The organism is Metabacillus arenae (assembly GCF_014773385.1).
Taxonomy (GTDB): domain Bacteria; phylum Bacillota; class Bacilli; order Bacillales; family Bacillaceae; genus Metabacillus_D; species Metabacillus_D arenae.
Map to the genome: position 1 here is coordinate 1 of NZ_JACXAI010000058.1, position 17,002 is coordinate 17,002.

15 protein-coding genes, 1 tRNA gene, 1 other RNA gene and 1 other annotated feature are annotated in these 17,002 nt (G+C 38.5%); of the genes, 4 read left to right on the plus strand and 13 right to left on the minus strand.

Translation table 11 applies throughout. The features are described 5' to 3' along the window. Nucleotides 1–270: 270 nt before the first annotated feature. The 7 genes from IC621_RS25195 to tadA form a co-directional block, all read right to left on the minus strand. Entirely contained in the window at nt 271–537 is a 267-nt protein-coding gene (locus IC621_RS25195) for a pro-sigmaK processing inhibitor BofA family protein (protein ID WP_191162689.1), read from the minus strand. Nucleotides 538–726: 189 nt separating this feature from the next. Continuing rightward, nucleotides 727–945 (minus strand): YaaL family protein, encoded by a 219-nt coding sequence (locus IC621_RS25200; RefSeq protein ID WP_191162691.1) that lies wholly within the window; start codon nt 943–945, stop codon nt 727–729. Nucleotides 946–959: 14 nt separating this feature from the next. Beyond that, nucleotides 960–1,556, minus strand: coding sequence for a recombination mediator RecR (recR, locus tag IC621_RS25205; protein WP_191162692.1), 597 nt, complete (start codon nt 1,554–1,556; stop codon nt 960–962). A 10-nt stretch (nt 1,557–1,566) separates the two neighbouring features. Next, nucleotides 1,567–1,890 (minus strand): YbaB/EbfC family nucleoid-associated protein, encoded by a 324-nt coding sequence (locus IC621_RS25210; RefSeq protein WP_191162694.1) that lies wholly within the window; start codon nt 1,888–1,890, stop codon nt 1,567–1,569. A gap of 15 nt (nt 1,891–1,905) precedes the next feature. Next, nucleotides 1,906–3,588, minus strand: coding sequence for a DNA polymerase III subunit gamma/tau (dnaX, locus tag IC621_RS25215; protein ID WP_191162695.1), 1,683 nt, complete (start codon nt 3,586–3,588; stop codon nt 1,906–1,908). Nucleotides 3,589–4,015: 427 nt separating this feature from the next. Beyond that, nucleotides 4,016–4,281, minus strand: an RNA gene (gene ffs, locus IC621_RS25220) — signal recognition particle sRNA large type. A 95-nt stretch (nt 4,282–4,376) separates the two neighbouring features. After that, nucleotides 4,377–4,868: a tRNA adenosine(34) deaminase TadA gene (tadA, locus tag IC621_RS25225; RefSeq protein ID WP_191162712.1), complete on the minus strand. Its 492-nt coding sequence runs from the start codon at nt 4,866–4,868 to the stop codon at nt 4,377–4,379. 216 nt (nt 4,869–5,084) lie between these two features. On the opposite strand from tadA, the gene IC621_RS25230 reads away from it, so the two are divergent. The 3 genes from IC621_RS25230 to IC621_RS25240 all read left to right on the plus strand — a co-directional run bounded on the left by IC621_RS25230 (nt 5,085) and on the right by IC621_RS25240 (nt 8,089). Next, a complete protein-coding gene (locus IC621_RS25230) occupies nt 5,085–6,380 on the plus strand; it encodes a glycosyl hydrolase family 18 protein (protein WP_191162697.1) in 1,296 nt (431 codons plus the stop codon). A 403-nt stretch (nt 6,381–6,783) separates the two neighbouring features. Then, nucleotides 6,784–7,437 (plus strand): deoxynucleoside kinase, encoded by a 654-nt coding sequence (locus IC621_RS25235; RefSeq protein ID WP_191162698.1) that lies wholly within the window; start codon nt 6,784–6,786, stop codon nt 7,435–7,437. Then, nucleotides 7,421–8,089, plus strand: coding sequence for a deoxynucleoside kinase (locus tag IC621_RS25240; protein ID WP_191162700.1), 669 nt, complete (start codon nt 7,421–7,423; stop codon nt 8,087–8,089). The genes IC621_RS25235 and IC621_RS25240 overlap by 17 nt, the downstream gene beginning before the upstream one ends. Before the next feature lie 403 nt (nt 8,090–8,492). On the opposite strand, the gene IC621_RS25245 is transcribed toward IC621_RS25240, so the two are convergent. From IC621_RS25245 to guaB, 6 genes are all read right to left on the minus strand, one after another. Continuing rightward, a tRNA-Ser gene (locus IC621_RS25245) sits at nt 8,493–8,585 on the minus strand. 93 nt (nt 8,586–8,678) lie between these two features. After that, nucleotides 8,679–9,956 (minus strand): serine--tRNA ligase, encoded by a 1,278-nt coding sequence (gene serS / locus IC621_RS25250; protein ID WP_191162702.1) that lies wholly within the window; start codon nt 9,954–9,956, stop codon nt 8,679–8,681. 67 nt (nt 9,957–10,023) lie between these two features. Next, nucleotides 10,024–10,242, minus strand: a binding site (T-box leader). Between the two features lie 56 nt (nt 10,243–10,298). Further along, nucleotides 10,299–10,889, minus strand: coding sequence for a pyridoxal 5'-phosphate synthase glutaminase subunit PdxT (pdxT, locus tag IC621_RS25255; protein ID WP_191162704.1), 591 nt, complete (start codon nt 10,887–10,889; stop codon nt 10,299–10,301). A gap of 14 nt (nt 10,890–10,903) precedes the next feature. Next, a complete protein-coding gene (pdxS, locus tag IC621_RS25260; RefSeq protein WP_191162706.1) occupies nt 10,904–11,788 on the minus strand; it encodes a pyridoxal 5'-phosphate synthase lyase subunit PdxS in 885 nt (294 codons plus the stop codon). A 314-nt stretch (nt 11,789–12,102) separates the two neighbouring features. Further along, nucleotides 12,103–13,443 (minus strand): serine hydrolase, encoded by a 1,341-nt coding sequence (locus tag IC621_RS25265; protein WP_396653128.1) that lies wholly within the window; start codon nt 13,441–13,443, stop codon nt 12,103–12,105. Nucleotides 13,444–13,606: 163 nt separating this feature from the next. Continuing rightward, a complete protein-coding gene (guaB, locus tag IC621_RS25270) occupies nt 13,607–15,070 on the minus strand; it encodes an IMP dehydrogenase (protein WP_191162708.1) in 1,464 nt (487 codons plus the stop codon). A gap of 118 nt (nt 15,071–15,188) precedes the next feature. On the opposite strand from guaB, the gene IC621_RS25275 reads away from it, so the two are divergent. Beyond that, nucleotides 15,189–16,145, plus strand: a complete 957-nt coding sequence (locus IC621_RS25275; RefSeq protein WP_191162710.1) for a YaaC family protein — start codon at nt 15,189–15,191, stop codon at nt 16,143–16,145. Nucleotides 16,146–17,002: the final 857 nt, after the last annotated feature.

Here is a 17,002-nt window from a genome sequence, read left to right on the forward strand (position 1 = left end):
CCAGGATCAAACTCTCCGATAAAGTGAGTTGATTAGCTCTTTAAAAAATAAATCTAGAATTAACGTTGACGCTTTGCTTTGTTTAGTTTTCAAAGAACTTTAGTGTCACTTCTTAAAGCGACTAAATTATAATAACATATCTTTTCTTACTTAGCAATATGTTTTTATAAAATATTTTTCATCACCGTTATCAGCGACGTTTATTAATATACCACCCTTATATCTATGTGTCAACAAAAAAAACAACAAATGGATCCAACCATTTGTTTATCAAAGAAAAATAACATGTTTTATGATTACCAACGCTGCCAATCCAGGGATACCTAATAATCCTGTAATAGTCGAAGTTACTAAATTGATTGGGATATGAAGACCCAAATTCGTTCCAAAAGCATTTAATAAAAATAAAAGAATTGCCCCTACAATTACTTTGATAAAGAGCCTGCCGATCCATTGCAACGGCTTAACAGGTGCCCCAACAAAAAGTAATAATAGAATGGCAGCTCCGACAATCGAAAAGATGACAACTGGTTCCATTCCACCACTCTCTTTCTTATATACTCTTTGTACAAAACATATGCACAGATGAAAGATTTAGTACAGGCTGTCAAAATAAAGTGAATCTTCCATCGCTGGGTCCTTTAAATCCTTCACCTGCTTGCCTGAGAGTGGAATAAAAAAGCAGGTATCTCTCATCTACCTGAGAAAAGCCTGCTTTAATGCTTATTATCGACCTATAGTAATGGTTCTTTTTTTCGCTTCTCTTAAATAGAAAAAATATTTTGCTTCTGCCACCTTTAATTCATATAGAACTTCTTGAGAAGGCTCTAAACTATTTTCTAAAAGTTGTTTTTGACGATTCCACTCGTTTTTTTGATCAATTAACTCTTCAACCAGCTGATCGTCGAATTCTTTTCTTAACCAACCTTTGCGGCGAAAAAACATAGATATTCCTCCCCTTACAATTCTCTTCTTCCTTCTAAAGCTTTTGATAAAGTCACTTCATCAGCATATTCTAGATCTCCTCCAACTGGAAGGCCGTGGGCAATTCTAGTTAGTTTAATACCTGAAGGTTTAAGGAGTCTTGATATGTACATAGCTGTAGCTTCTCCCTCAATATTCGGGTTCGTTGCTAAAATCACCTCTTGAATAACATCATCTTGAAGTCTCTTTAATAGCTCTGGGATATTAATATCCTCTGGTCCAATCCCTTCCATTGGGGAAATCGCCCCTTGCAGTACATGATACAATCCGTTAAATTCTTTCATCTTTTCCATAGCAATGACATCCTTTGGATCTTGGACAACGCATACAACACTTCTGTCTCTTCTTTGATCTTCGCAAATATGGCATGGATCTTTATCAGTAATGTGGCCGCATACAGTACAATAAGTCAAATTCCGTTTTGCATTAACTAGTGCCTTCGCAAAATCAAGTACTACATCCTCTTTCATATTTAATACAAAAAAAGCCAGTCGAACGGCCGTTTTCGGGCCTATCCCTGGCAATTTCATAAAGCTGTCTATCAACTTGGATATTGGTTCTGGATAATGCATGTAAATCCTCCTAGAAAAGACCAGGCATATTCATACCTTGAGTGAAGCGCCCCATTGTTTCGTTTGTTAGTTCATCAATTTTTTTAAGTGCGTCATTCGTTGCTGCTAAAACTAAGTCCTGTAGCATTTCAATATCTTCTGGATCTACAACATCTTCTTTAATTTTAACTTCAATGATTTCCTTTTGACCATTGACAATTACAGTAACCATACCGCCTCCAGCAGTACCTTCAATTGTTTTAACCGCTAATTCCTCTTGTGCCTTTTGCATATCTTTTTGCATTTTTTGCATTTGTTTCATCATTTTTTGCATATTTCCCATTCCGCCACGCATAGTATCAAGCTCCTTTTATTCTTTAATTTCGACGAGATCTGAGCCGAATAACTTTTTCGCCTCAGCAACAATCGGTTCTTCCTCTTGCTCTGCATCTTCGTCTGTTTTTTGGTCTCTTATAAATTCTTCTCTTATTTTAACCCAATCAGGTTCAGGGACGCCAACCATTTCAATAGATTTCCCTAGTAAATTTCGAAGAATGGACTCCATGTTTGTTCTTACTTGGTTATTATCTTCAGCAACCATCTTACAATGAATTTCATATTTAAATTTAAGGATAAATGCTTTTTCTGAAGCAGCCACTGGTTCACTATCATTTAATAAAGCAGCGTGAGAGACTTTATTTTGCTGTTTGAGATAATCAAGCAATTCGCCCCATTTATTTTTCAGCAGCCCCAGTTCTTTTCTTTGAGCGTCTTTTAAAATTTCATGAATCCGCCCAATCGGAGTTTTATAACCACCTTTTACAGCTCTGGATTGCTTTACTTCAGGCTGTGCGGGTTGTTTTACTTGAGATGAAAATCCATTTTCCTTTAAATGTAGCATCTCTTTCTCAAGATTTTCAATTTTCTCAAGAAGAATCGTATTCTCACTCTGTTCAGCAGGTGGAACAGCATCATGTTGACAAAGTTTAACTATAGCTACCTCAAGGAAGATACGCGAATGATTGGTCCATTTCATTTCCTGATGGCTTTTATTGAGTACATCAATGGTTTCATAAATTAGATCAGGTTGAACCTTTTTGGATAACTCCACAAAATGCTCATCGATTGATACTCTTTCTAATACATTTTCCAAATTTGGAGCCGCCTTGAAGAGCAGCATATCTCGAAAATAATAAATGAGATCTTCGATAAACTTTGCAGGATCTTTCCCTTGATTCATTAATGCATCTAATGTTTTTAATGCATCAGCGACATTTTTGTTATGAATATGTTCTACTAATTTTCCAACAAAGCTTTGGGAGACAGAACCCGTAATTAATAAGGCATCCTCCAAATACACTTTATCATCACTAAATGAAATCGCTTGATCAAGTAAGCTTAATGCATCCCGCATACCCCCATCTGCAGCTCGGGCAATAACATTTAATGCTTCCTCTTCTGCATGAATCGACTGATCTTCAATAATTTCTTTCATCCTGCCTACGATAGACTGTGCGGTAATTCGCTTAAAATCAAATCGTTGGCACCTGGAAATAATGGTTAAAGGAATTTTATGCGGTTCAGTAGTAGCAAGGATAAAAATGACATGCTTCGGGGGCTCTTCCAATGTTTTTAACAAAGCATTAAAGGCTCCAATAGAAAGCATATGTACTTCATCTACAATATAAACCTTATATTTAACAGCTGAAGGCGCGAATTTCACTTTATCTCGAATGTCTCTTATTTCATCGACACCATTGTTAGAAGCAGCATCTATTTCAATGACATCTGAAATTGACCCATCTGTTATACCGCGGCATGATGCACACTCATTACAAGGCTCGGCAACAGGCGCTTTTTCACAGTTAACGGTTTTGGCAAAAACTTTCGCAGCACTCGTTTTACCTGTTCCTCTTGGTCCAGAAAATAAATAGGCGTGTGAGAATTTGTTCTGGAGCAATGCATTTTGCAACGTTCTCGTTATATGTTCTTGTCCAACTACATCGTGAAATTGCTGTGGTCTAAAGACACGGTATAAAGCCTGATAGCTCACAGAACGCCCTCCTCCCGATTCAGTTCATCTGTTCTATTATAACTGATAAAAGATACAAGGAAAAGCGGAAGTGCCTTGATCAGCCCCGACAAGCACAAGCCAAGCCTCCCGAAAAGGCTGCTTTTTGCCTTTTTGGGAGGCTTGGCTTGTGACCTCGAGGGGCTAGGCGCTGCAGCTGGACAACAATGGCTAACTTTAATGCGTTAATACTTTAATCTAATTAAAATTTCTATAACTACAAGGAAAAGCGGAAGCGCCTTGATCAGCGCCGATAAGTGGAGGACGACGTGTATTAAGGAGCTAGTTTGTGTTGTTGCACTTCTCATTTCTACTTTCGTTCCGCCAATTGACAGAACACCTACTTTATTTTTTAAACATATAAAAAACTCACCCGATCACGAGTGAGTTTCGATAGTATAAGTAACTGCCGTGCACCTTCTGTCGATTTGCGATCACAAGCGTTACTTAAGCAGTTAGCTCGGCCCAGGCAACCCTGCGGCACATGAGAGGTTCCACTTAATGCTGCTTCCTTCCGGACCTGACATGGTTCATGGATTCCCATTGCGCAGGACCCAGACGTCAACACCACTTACTTAAGGCAGATCCTTGCAATCAACAAACCTCGAGAAGGGATTAGGCCTCCCTAGAGCGGATTGAGAGTACAGGGCACCGCTACCTCCCCGCTTAGCACGGCAAAATTGATACCATAATTTTAGACGTTGGAATGTCCAACGTATTTACAAGTATATATTGTTTAAGAATAAAATGCAACGATTCAATACTGTAAATTACTGTAAACTGCTGTTGTCCAGCCTGCTTAGCCTTTTTGCCTCTCTTATTTTTTTAAAAAAACGACTTAATAATTGGCCGCACTCTTCTGCCAATACTCCTGGGACCACCTCCACTTGATGATTAAATCTTTCTTCTTGGAGCAAATTCATTAACGTACCTGCACAACCACCCTTTGGATCTGGCGCTCCATACACAACCCTTTTCACTCTTGATAAGACAATTGCTCCCGCACACATTGGGCAAGGCTCTAATGTCACATATAAAGTAGCATCTTCGAGTCTCCATGTCCCGAGCCTCTTACAAGCTTGGTCAATGACAAGGATTTCTGCATGCGCAATGGACCGTTGCTGAGTTTCTCTTAGATTAAAACCGCTCGCTGCTATTTTATTGCCATTGATTAAAACAGCACCAATTGGAACTTCGCCAATCTCTCCCGCCTTTTTTGCTTCCTCTATTGCCAGTCTCATATATTGTTCATCTTTAATGATAGTCGATTCCATTTATTGAAACGTCCTTTCTTTCATAATTTAATCCCTACCGCCCCATTTTAGTTTATGATCACGATAAGTACGGCAAGCTCAACCAAATGACCAACGTACTGATATGCAGATGACGCACACCGTTCAGCTAGTAAGCATTAGGTTATACTTTTTGAGCTTTGATCATAAAATGAAGTAAACCTTTTTGCGAATAGGAGGACAATTATGCAAATACATATTGTCCGTCAAGGAGAAACCTTATACGGGATTGCTCAAGCTTATAGTACAACAGCAAGTGAAATTATTGAAACAAATGAAATACCAAACCCCACTCAATTAGTTGTTGGGCAAGCTATTGTTATTCCAATATCAGGACAATTTTACTGGGTCAAGCAAGGGGATACCCTTTCATCAATAAGCCGGAAGTTTGGAGTTACTCCACAAATTCTCGGAAGAATTAATAACCTGCAAATTAATGAGACTTTAACGATTGGATTCAGATTATATATTCCTCCTAAAACTAAAACGAAAGCAGAATTCAATGCATATGTTGAACCTCTCGGAGATCAAGTAAGTCCAAATTTGGAGCAAGCAGCTAGGGAAGCAGCTCCATACCTGACTTATTTAGGACCTTTTAGTTTTCGTATTAGGCGGGATGGCAGTTTAGAAGAGCCCCTTTTAAACAATTTTGCTCAAATTGCAAAAGACAACGATGTAACTTTGATGATGATTGTCACGAATTTAGAGGAAGATGGGTTTAGTGATGAACTTGGACGAATTGTTCTTACTAACCAAACAATCCAAAACAAACTTTTAGATAACATTGTTAAAACAGCCAAGAAATATGGTTTTCGGGATATTCATTTCGATATGGAATATTTACGTCCACAAGATAGAGAAGCATATAATAAATTCTTAATCAAAGCAAGAGAACGATTCAAAAAAGAAGGCTGGTTGATTTCAACCGCCTTAGCACCTAAAACGAGTGGAGAACAAAAAGGAAAATGGTATGAAGCACATGATTACAAAGCTCATGGGGAAATTGTTGATTTTGTGGTGATTATGACGTATGAGTGGGGATACAGCGGGGGGCCTCCAATGGCCGTTTCCCCGATCGGACCTGTGAAAGAAGTATTAGATTATGCCCTCACTGAAATTCCAAGCAACAAGATTATGATGGGACAAAATTTGTATGGCTATGATTGGACTCTCCCTTTTGAACCAGGAGGAGAATTTGCAAAAGCGGTTAGCCCCCAGCAAGCAATTCAGCTGGCAAGCAGGTACAATGTCCCAATCCAATACGATTCAGAAGCTCAAGCCCCTCATTTTAATTACAGAGATAGAGAAGGTAATAGCCATAAGGTTTGGTTTGAGGATGCCCGCTCCATACAAGCAAAATTTGATTTGGTGAAACAACTTAAGTTACGAGGAGTAAGTTACTGGAAGTTGGGATTATCATTTCCTCAAAACTGGCTTCTTATCACAGATAATTTTGAAGTTGAAAAGAAGACGATCCAATAATAGATCGCCTTCTTTTTCATTTGTTTGAAGATAAGTAATTTATGGATTTGAATTTCGATAATTAGAAGAATAATTTTCCCCATGATGATATCACCCAAATAGAAGACACTATGATAAAATATACTCTGTCTGTCAAAAACAAGTCTCCTCTTTTTATAAGGAACCATGAACAAAAGCGCAGAGCGCTAGTCTTTCGGCGGCAAGCACAAGACGAGCCGCCCGAGAAGGTTGTTCTTTAATCTTCTCGGACGGATTGACCCTGAGACCTAAGGGGCGATGTTGATGGTACTCGGAGCTGGACAAAGATACCACTTTTTATCACGTTAATACTTTAATCACCTTAAACTTCCTTAACAGACAAAAAAATGAACCACCTAACGGCATTACCAAAGGAGGACCTTTTATGCACGAAACACCCTTCATCACAATAGAGGGACCGATTGGTGTCGGAAAAACCTCTTTAGCGAGAGCAATTTCAAAGCATTATAAATTTCATTTATTAAAAGAAATTGTTGACGAAAATCCATTTCTCGGAAAATTTTATGAAAATATTGAGGAATGGAGCTTTCAAACAGAAATGTTCTTTTTATGCAACCGCTACAAGCAATTAGAAGATATTCATCACAACTTTTTACAAATAAACAAGCCGGTAGTGGCTGATTATCATATATATAAAAACCTTATTTTTGCTAGACGAACGTTAAAGAAAGAACAGTATGATAAATACCTGAAAATATATGAGATTCTTACAGGTGACCACCCGAAGCCTACTCTCATTATTTATATAAATGCCGGCCTGGATACATTGCTAAAAAGAATCAAAACCCGTGGAAGAGTTATTGAAAAGAACATTGATCCGAATTATCTTCGTCAGCTTTCTAGCGATTATGAAAAGGCAATGATTCAATGGGAAAAAGAAAACCCGCATATCCCAGTCATTCGCATCAATGGCAATGAAATAGATTTTGTCCATAATTCACAAGACTTGGAAAATGTTCTTGATACAATAGGTCACTATTTTCAAAAAGGAGTCCATCTAGATGAATTTAAGAAATAGATACAACATTCCTAACGATGCTGTTATCACAATTGCCGGAACAGTGGGTGTTGGAAAATCGACGATGACAAATGCGATTGCGAACGCTTTGGACTTCCGCACATCGTTTGAAAAGGTAGAGTCAAACCCTTATTTGGACAAGTTTTACGCAGATTTCAAACGATGGAGCTTTCACCTCCAAATTTATTTTCTTGCTGAACGCTTCAAGGAGCAGAAAAAAATTTTTGAATATGGCGGTGGATTCATTCAGGACCGGTCTATTTATGAGGATACTGGTATTTTCGCAAAAATGCATTTTGAAAAAGGAACAATGACAAAGGTTGACTATGAAACATACACAAACCTTTTTGAAGCAATGGTCATGACCCCCTACTTCCCACACCCGGATGTACTCATTTATTTAGAAGGCAGCTTAGACGATATTCTGAAACGGATTAAATATCGTGGAAGACCGATGGAACAGCAAACGCCTATTCAATATTGGGAAGAGATGTATGGAAGATACGAAAACTGGATTAACAATTTTAATGCATGCCCTGTTATCAGAGTGAACATCAATGATTATGATCTGCTCACAAATCAAGAATCAATCGAACCAGTTCTCGAGCGGATCGGACAATCTATTGAACAAACAAGAATGTCAAAAAAATAAGCATCATTAAAGTCTCCCTAAAATGGGAGACTTTTTATATTCTTAAAAATTTAAAGTAAAAGGAAGGACTCAGCGGTCCAAAGCCTAAGCGCCCGAAAAAGCTGCTTGTCTTGCGCACTTATCACGTTTCCCTTTTTCGTCCTATTTCACAACAAAGAGAGGGCTTATGTAATTTCAGAAATGAGAACGAAAAGCGCAGAGCGCTAGTGCTTTGGCGACAAGCAAGGCGAGCCGCCCGAGAAGGTTGTTCTTTAACCTTCTCGAGCGGATTGCCCCCTGAGACTTAAGCCTCGTTAATACTTTCATTAACTTAAATTTTCTTATCTGATTAGAAAAAATCCGCTGCAAGTTTTGCAGCGGATTCCAATCTCCAATATATTTATGCGCGGTCATTTAATAAATATGGCGGAGGAAGAGGGATTCGAACCCCCGCGGGCTTTGACACCCCTGTCGGTTTTCAAGACCGATCCCTTCAGCCGGACTTGGGTATTCCTCCGTTTCGACAAAAATTAATATATCATTTCTACTCGATTCCTGTCAACTAATTTTATTATTTTTTTAAAAAAGGGGAAATTCCCCCTTAACTATTTTATCCGTTTATTTCTTTTTTATTTCCCATATATGGTCTAAGTACCTCAGGAATAATAACACTTCCATCTTCTTGCTGATAATTTTCTAGTATCGCAGCAACGGTACGACCTATTGCTAATCCAGAACCATTTAATGTGTGAACATGCTCAGGTTTTCCTTTCGCATCGGGTCTGAAGCGGATGTTTGCTCTTCTCGCCTGAAACGCTTCAAAGTTACTGCAGGAAGAAATTTCACGGTACGTTTCCTGACTTGGAATCCAAACCTCAATGTCATATTTTTTAGCTGCTGTGAATCCAAGATCCGCTGTACACATGCTCATCACTCGGTATGGAAGACCTAAAAGCTGCAGAACCTTTTCAGCATCCCCGGTTAGTATTTCTAATTCATCATAAGAGTTTTCCGGTTTTACAAATTTAACCAGTTCCACTTTATTAAACTGATGCTGGCGTATCAAACCCCTAGTATCACGTCCTGCTGACCCGGCTTCAGAACGAAAATTAGCACTGAAAGCTACATAGTTGATTGGGAGTTGTTCAGCCGTAACAATTTCATCGCGATGAATATTTGTCACTGGCACCTCTGCAGTCGGAATAAGAAAGTAATCCTCCTCTGCAATTTTAAATGCATCCTCTTCAAACTTAGGGAGCTGTCCGGTACCAGTCATACTTGCACGGTTGACCATGTATGGCGGCAATACTTCTGTGTAGCCGTGCTCATCAACATGCAAATCAAGCATAAAATTGAATAATGCTCTTTCTAGTCTTGCTCCTAATCCTCTGTAAAAAACAAAGCGGCTTCCTGTTACTTTGCCAGCCCGTTCGAAATCTAGAATTCCTAATCTACTTGCAATATCCCAATGGGGCTTTGCTTCAAAATCAAATGCTCTTACCTCTCCCCAGCTGCGAATCTCTTGGTTATCATCCTCTGACTCCCCAACAGGAACTGTTTCATGGGGAACATTCGGAATAGAAAGCAGCAGCTGCTCCAAGTTTTCCTCTACCTCTCGAAGTTCTTCATCAAAAATTTTTACGCGGTCCCCGACTTCACGCATTTCAGTTATAAGGTGGTCTGCATCCTTTTTTTCACGTTTCAGAATGGCGATTTGAGAAGATACTTCATTTCGTTTGCTTTTTAATTCTTCAGTTGCAGCAATCAACTCGCGGCGGCGCTCATCAAGCTTTTCAAATTTGTCGAATTCAGATAAATCTTCCCCTCGATGTGTCAATTTTTCTTTCACTTCTGCAAAATTTGCCCTTAACACTTTAATATCAAGCATGTGCCTCTCTCCTTCTTAAACGATCATGTTATGAGAAATAAAAAAATCCCGTCCCTCTGTCTATATACAAAGGGACGGGATTACCCGCGTTGCCACCCAAATTAAAAATACAAGCTCGTATTTTTCACTCGAACTGGTAACGGCAGCACCGGAAATGTTTACTCTCCTAATGGATTTCCACATTCCATTCAAGGATGGATTCACAAAGGAATTTCACCGATTCACACCAACCACCGGCTCTCTTAAGAAATTCTGATTTGTTACTGGTTCCTCTCATAACGTTCACGTTCATTGAATTTGTAATTCATAATTTACTACAAGTTTGTATTAGTTTCAAGTGTTTTATACACCTATTTTTTCTTTCTGTTTCTTTACCATGTTCATAAATAAGCTTGTCATACGATGATCGTCCGTTAATTCTGGATGAAAAGAGCAGCCTAAAAATTGTGCTTGTCTTGCTGCGACAATTCTACCATTATGCTTGGACAGAATTTCTACATCCTCACCGACTTCTACAATGTGCGGAGCGCGGATGAATACCCCTACGAAGTCTTCACCTACGTCTGTAATTGTTAACTCTGCTTCAAAGCTTTCTCTTTGACGCCCAAATGAATTGCGTTCAACAGTGATATTCATCAATCCTAAATGCGGCTCATTGTAATCAACAATATCTCCTGCCAGTATGATTAATCCTGCGCAAGTTCCAAACATCGGTTTACCAGATGCTCCAAAGGCTTTCAATGATTCAAAAAAATCATATTTATCAATCAACCTGCGCATTGTTGTGCTTTCACCGCCAGGAATGATTAACCCATCGATTTCTTCTAATTGGTCTTTTGTCTTAATGACAATACCTTCTGCACCACAGGCTTCAACAGAGCGAATATGTTCACGGACCGCCCCTTGAAGACCTAAGACTCCAATCTTCACCATTTCCAAAACTCCTTTTACCAGCCGCGCTCTTGCATGCGATGTTCAGGCAGTAAAGTAGAAATTTCGACACCCTTCATCGCTGTTCCAAGATTTTTTGATAATTGGGCGATTAGTTCATAATCTTGATAATGAGTTGTTGCTTCAACAATTGCACGAGCAAACTTTGCCGGATTGTCTGATTTAAAAATACCAGACCCAACAAACACACCATCTGCGCCTAATTGCATCATTAACGCTGCATCTGCTGGAGTAGCAACTCCACCTGCTGCAAAGTTAACAACCGGCAAGCGTCCCTCGGCTTTAATTTGAAGCAATAGCTCATATGGAGCACCTAGATTTTTAGCTTCTGTCATTAGCTCATCATCATTCATAGAAACTACTTTTTTAACTTGAGCATTAACTTTTCGAATATGACGAACAGCTTCTACAATGTTTCCTGTGCCCGGCTCCCCTTTTGTTCGAAGCATAGAAGAACCCTCAGCAATACGGCGGGTGGCTTCTCCTAAATCACGGCATCCACATACAAACGGGACAGTATAATCACGTTTATTAAGATGGTACTCCTCATCTGCAGGAGTTAAAACTTCACTTTCATCTATATAATCAACGCCTAAAGCCTCTAATACACGAGCCTCAACGATATGGCCGATTCTTGCCTTCGCCATTACGGGTATTGATACTGCCTTCATTACTTCCTCAACAATCGTTGGGTCTGCCATACGAGCAACTCCACCTGCTGCACGAATATCTGCAGGGACACGTTCTAAAGCCATAACGGCAACTGCTCCAGCCTCTTCAGCAATTTTCGCTTGCTCAGCATTCACCACATCCATGATGACGCCGCCTTTTTGCATTTCTGCCATACCTCGTTTTACACGGTCAGTACCTGTTACTGCCATTACAAAGTCCCCCTTATTTTGAATAACATTAGATGATTCGAATTTTATCTCATACGTTTTATTTTATCCTAATTTATTTGAAAAGCCTATGGAAATAATCAGAAATGAATAAGTATTCTAAGATATTTTTCATGAAAGTGTTTACCTATATATTAATCAAAGGTTTTACTTATTATTATAACAAAAGATCAAAACACACCTTATCCAACTAAGGGCAAGTGATCCTTATGAAGGATTGCCATTTTTCTTATTGACTTGTCTCCTAAGGTGAATACAACGCTAAATTTCTAAAAAAAGCCCCAATCAGGAGCTTTTTAAAACCAGCCTTGAACGGTATCAACAGTACTATTCCATAGACCACCGAAAAATCCGCCAACACCTCTCATCGATAATACAAACCAATTTGCTTTTTCTACACCTGTTTTTGTGACAATATCAGCTGTTCCTGTTGCATTATCGGCAAGGAAACCATGATCCTTAGATTTACCAGTATATTCTACTGTCACATTACCTACTTTTTCACCTTTTTTAAATGGAGCAGTTAACGCACCATTTTCATCTAATTTTTTTTCATCAATCACAAATTTTGGCTTATAATTCTCTTTTTCACCATTCAAAATTGGAATTTCCATTGCTTCCTTTGTTTCAATCTCTACTTCTTTTTCTTTTCCCTTTATCACTTCAAGTGAAGACTGATCTTTCATTTGGTATCCAGCTGGAAAGATCTCTTCTATTGAAAAATTATTGTAAGCAAAATTTAATAACTTTTTTGTCTCCTTAAAACGAGGTGTTTTCAAATCGCCGGATCCATCGTTTGCATCCATCACTACCGAGATAACACGCATGCCATTTCGATCAGCAGTCGCAGTAAAAGAAGAACCTGCAGAGTCAGTAGAACCAGTTTTTAAACCGTCCACGCCTTCTTCCTCAAAAATTAATCCCTCTAGCATCCAGTTGTAGTTTGGCATTTCAGTGCCTTCTTTAAATGTTTTTCTCGGAATGCTTGAAACCTCAAGTATTTCTGGATAATCTTGAATTAAACGCATGGACAAAAGCGCCATATCACGGGCTGACAGCTTATTTTCATCCTCAGGCTTTGTTCCTTCAGGGTGCATACCTAATAAATCTTTGTTCTCAAGTCCAGTTGCATTTACAAATTCATAGTTTTGTAGACCTAGTTCTTTTGCTTTTTCGTTCATTAATGCGACAAATTTCGATTCAGAACCAGCTACCTTTTCTGCTAACGCAATTGCCGCACCATTTGCTGAGTAAATTACCATTGCATCAAATAATTCTTTTACTGTATAAGAACCATCAAGTCTTAAAGGGACGTTCGATAAACTTGTATCTTGAGAAATATTATGAACATATTCATCAGGTGTATATGTATCATCCCATTTCAGTTTACCTTCTTCGATCGCTTCCATTACTAAATATTCAGTCATAACCTTTGCCATGCTGGCAATCGGGAGTTTCTCATCTATGTTATCTGCGTGTAAAATCTTTCCCGTAGAAGCTTCTACTAAAATAGATGCCTTTGCATTTATGTCGATTTCAGGAGCTGCCGAGGCTTTCTGCATAGGAGCCGCTATGCTACAGAGTAAAACTGCTGCAAACACAATAGAAACAAAACGCTTCATTTTCTTGCTGTTCAATCCAAATTACCTCCAAAATTTTATTATCTATACAAACATTTATTTCGATTTTTAAAACAACAAACTAAATTTTATCACACAATAAACAAAAAAAATAGACAGAGTATTACACTCTGCCCTAAAAGTTTTCAAGCTGTAACATTTTTTAAGCAAATAGTCCTGATTAAAGGGAATAGTTTGGTGCTTCTTTTGTAATTTGAACATCATGCGGATGGCTTTCCCTTAGACCAGCCCCAGTCATCCTTATAAATTGTGAATGTTCTCTTAATTCATGTAAATCCTTTGTTCCGCAATATCCCATTCCAGAACGAATACCGCCAATTAACTGATAGATAGAGTCTAAAAGAGGTCCCTTATAAGGGGTCCGACCCTCAATACCTTCTGGTACAAATTTATTATTATCTTCTTGGAAGTAACGGTCTTTACTTCCTTTTTCCATTGCACTGACAGACCCCATACCCCGATAGACTTTAAACCTTCTGCCTTGGAAAATTTCAGTTTCACCAGGGCTCTCAGAAGTACCTGCCAACAAGCTTCCCAGCATAACAGCATGACCGCCGGCTGCTAATGCTTTGACAATGTCGCCTGAATATTTGATTCCTCCATCAGCAATAATGGAAACACCATGTTTCCTTGCTTCTGTCGCACAATCGTATACTGCTGTAATTTGAGGAACCCCCACTCCTGCAACAACTCGGGTTGTACAAATGGATCCAGGCCCGATTCCTACTTTAACTACGTTAGCTCCTGCTTCAATAAGGTCCTTGGTGGCATCTGCTGTAGCCACATTTCCTGCAATAATATTTAAGCTTGGGTATGCTTGTCTTATCGTTTTTACAGTTTCTAAAACCCCTTTAGAGTGGCCGTGAGCCGTATCAAGAACGATTACATCAACACCCGCCTCAACAAGCTTCTCAACGCGAAGCATTGTATCTGCAGTAACTCCTACCGCGGCTCCAACAAGTAACCGGCCATGCTGGTCTTTAGCCGACAATGGGAATTCGATCACTTTCTCAATATCTTTAATGGTAATTAGTCCTTTTAAGACACCTTGTTCATCAATAAGTGGTAATTTCTCAATTTTATGTTTTTGGAGGATTTTTTCAGCTTCATCTAATGTTGTTCCTACAGGTGCTGTAACAAGTCTTTCTTTCGTCATCACATCAGAGATCTTAATTGAAAAATCCTGAATAAAACGCATGTCACGGTTTGTAATGATTCCAACTAACACTCGATCTTCATTATTATTAACGATAGGAACACCTGAAATCCGATATTTACCCATTAAATGTTCAGCATCAAACACTTGATGATCAGGAGTTAGAAAAAATGGATTTGTTATAACGCCTCGTTCAGAACGTTTCACCTTATCAACTTGTTCTGCTTGCTGCTCAATCGACATATTCTTGTGGATAATGCCTAATCCACCTTGTCTGGCCATAGCAATAGCCATCTTAGATTCTGTAACAGTATCCATGCCAGCACTCATAATTGGTATATTCAGCTTTAGTGTTGGTGTCAATTCTACAGATAAAGAAACATCTCTAGGCAAGACCTCCGATTTTGCAGGCACGAGCAAAACATCATCAAATGTTAAGCCCTCTTTTGAAAATTTTTCTTCCCACATTAGTAAATCCCCCTCTTTTCGGCAAAATATTATTAGTAGATTAACAACTTGCGTTACCTGTGTCAAGAAACAAATTAACAGTTTAAATATTTTGAAAATACAAAGGGGCTTCTTGTTTATGGATACTAAAATAATTTGGAATCAGTTGGAATCCTTTCATTCGGCTGAAACCATTCAACGATTATTAGAAAAAAAATACAAGACAGATCCACAAAAAAAGGCATATAAAAACGGGTACACCTTTATATATTACTTAAAGCACGCAGAAAGCTTTTATCATCAAGCAGATCATGCTCCTCTGTCAATCCAACCCATTATGTACTTTTACGGAATGACACAGCTTCTTAAAGCATGCATTCTTACTGAAGATGCCGATTACCCTAACACGTCTGCGGTATTAGCTCATGGAGTCACAACAAGAAAGAGAAAAAAGCAAAACTACGAGTTTTTAAAGGATGAAGTTAAAATTCAACGAAATGGCCTTTTTGCTCATACCGCTTTAAAGATGTTTCATATGAAACATCTCGAAAATGATAAATATACGATGGGGCAATTATTAAAGAAAATACCTGAAATGGAAGAAACATTTTTGATTCATCGTCAAGAAAAAATACATTATGAAGTTAAGCTTAAAGATAATATGGTCAAAATTCCCGGAGAACTAACAGATCTTTACCACATGACAGCATCTCGGTTGAAGGAATATTTAATCACTCAAGACCCCTATCTTCAACCAGCCAATCACGACGACACATCTGTTTTCTTAGACGGGAATTCACAGTCATTGAAACGTCCATATTTAAGCAGCCTTTTTATGTACAATACAACCAACAACAGCTTTGCCCTTCCAACGGCGCGTACGGACATTATATTATTACCCGAAACTTTAGTCCATTATTTGCTTATGTATAATTTAAGCATGATTTCTAGATATGAAACGGAATGGTGGTACGATCTATTACTCAGCCATTCTAATGATGACTTTATATTCATTTCCCGTTTCTTGAAAATCTCCAGCTATAAAATACCTTACTATATATGGTTATTTTTAAACGATACACTAATAAATAATTGATGGCTTAATTAGGACGACAACGTTATCTTGTATTTGGAATTTTTTACAAAAATCTATTTATAATTGAATAGAAAATAGGTGGTGGCCAATAATCAAAGGCTAACGCGTATCATTCGCTACTTACTATAATAAGGGTGATTTGGATTGATTTATAGATAATCATCCCGGATAAAAAATGGCATGGAAAGATGTAATGATTACCCATTATTAGCCGTAAATCCTTTTTATTGTCTTGAACCCCCCGATTTCTTTCCCTATGCGGAAATTTAGTGTCCTATTCTTCAAACTTAGTGGCTTATTCTTGGAATTCACTTGCCATGTAAGCGATATTACTTTCCGCCAATCCACGATATTGGCTGGAAAGTGTCTATATTGGCTTGGCGGGTGACTACGAAAATTGCAGGGATCTTGGGGGACGCTGGGGTCTTGAACTTCCTATTCCATACCCATAACTGATAATTTTGAGGAATTTTCTGTTTTTGTCATCATTCTATCCCTCCAAATTTGATTTTCATGAGGTAGAAAGCGCCTTCATAAAGGGGTTCTATGGAAAAATGACACGAAGAGCGGAATGGAAAACAAGTTATCTTCGAAAATGAACCCTTTATCTTCGAAATTTTTACTAAATCTTCGAAAACCACAGATTTATCTTCGAAATTTCCCAAATATTGATTGTTCGAAAAAATTCCCTGTTTTTCGTTAGATGCTCCGAATTGTGGTGGATGGCTTCGATGACGGTAAAAGACTGACAACGACCATTCACCTTTTATCCTTGTTATCCATTTAAAACTTTCTGAAACAAAAAAAGAACAGCACTCAGCTGTTCTTTTCCTTATGAACCTGGCGACGTCCTACTC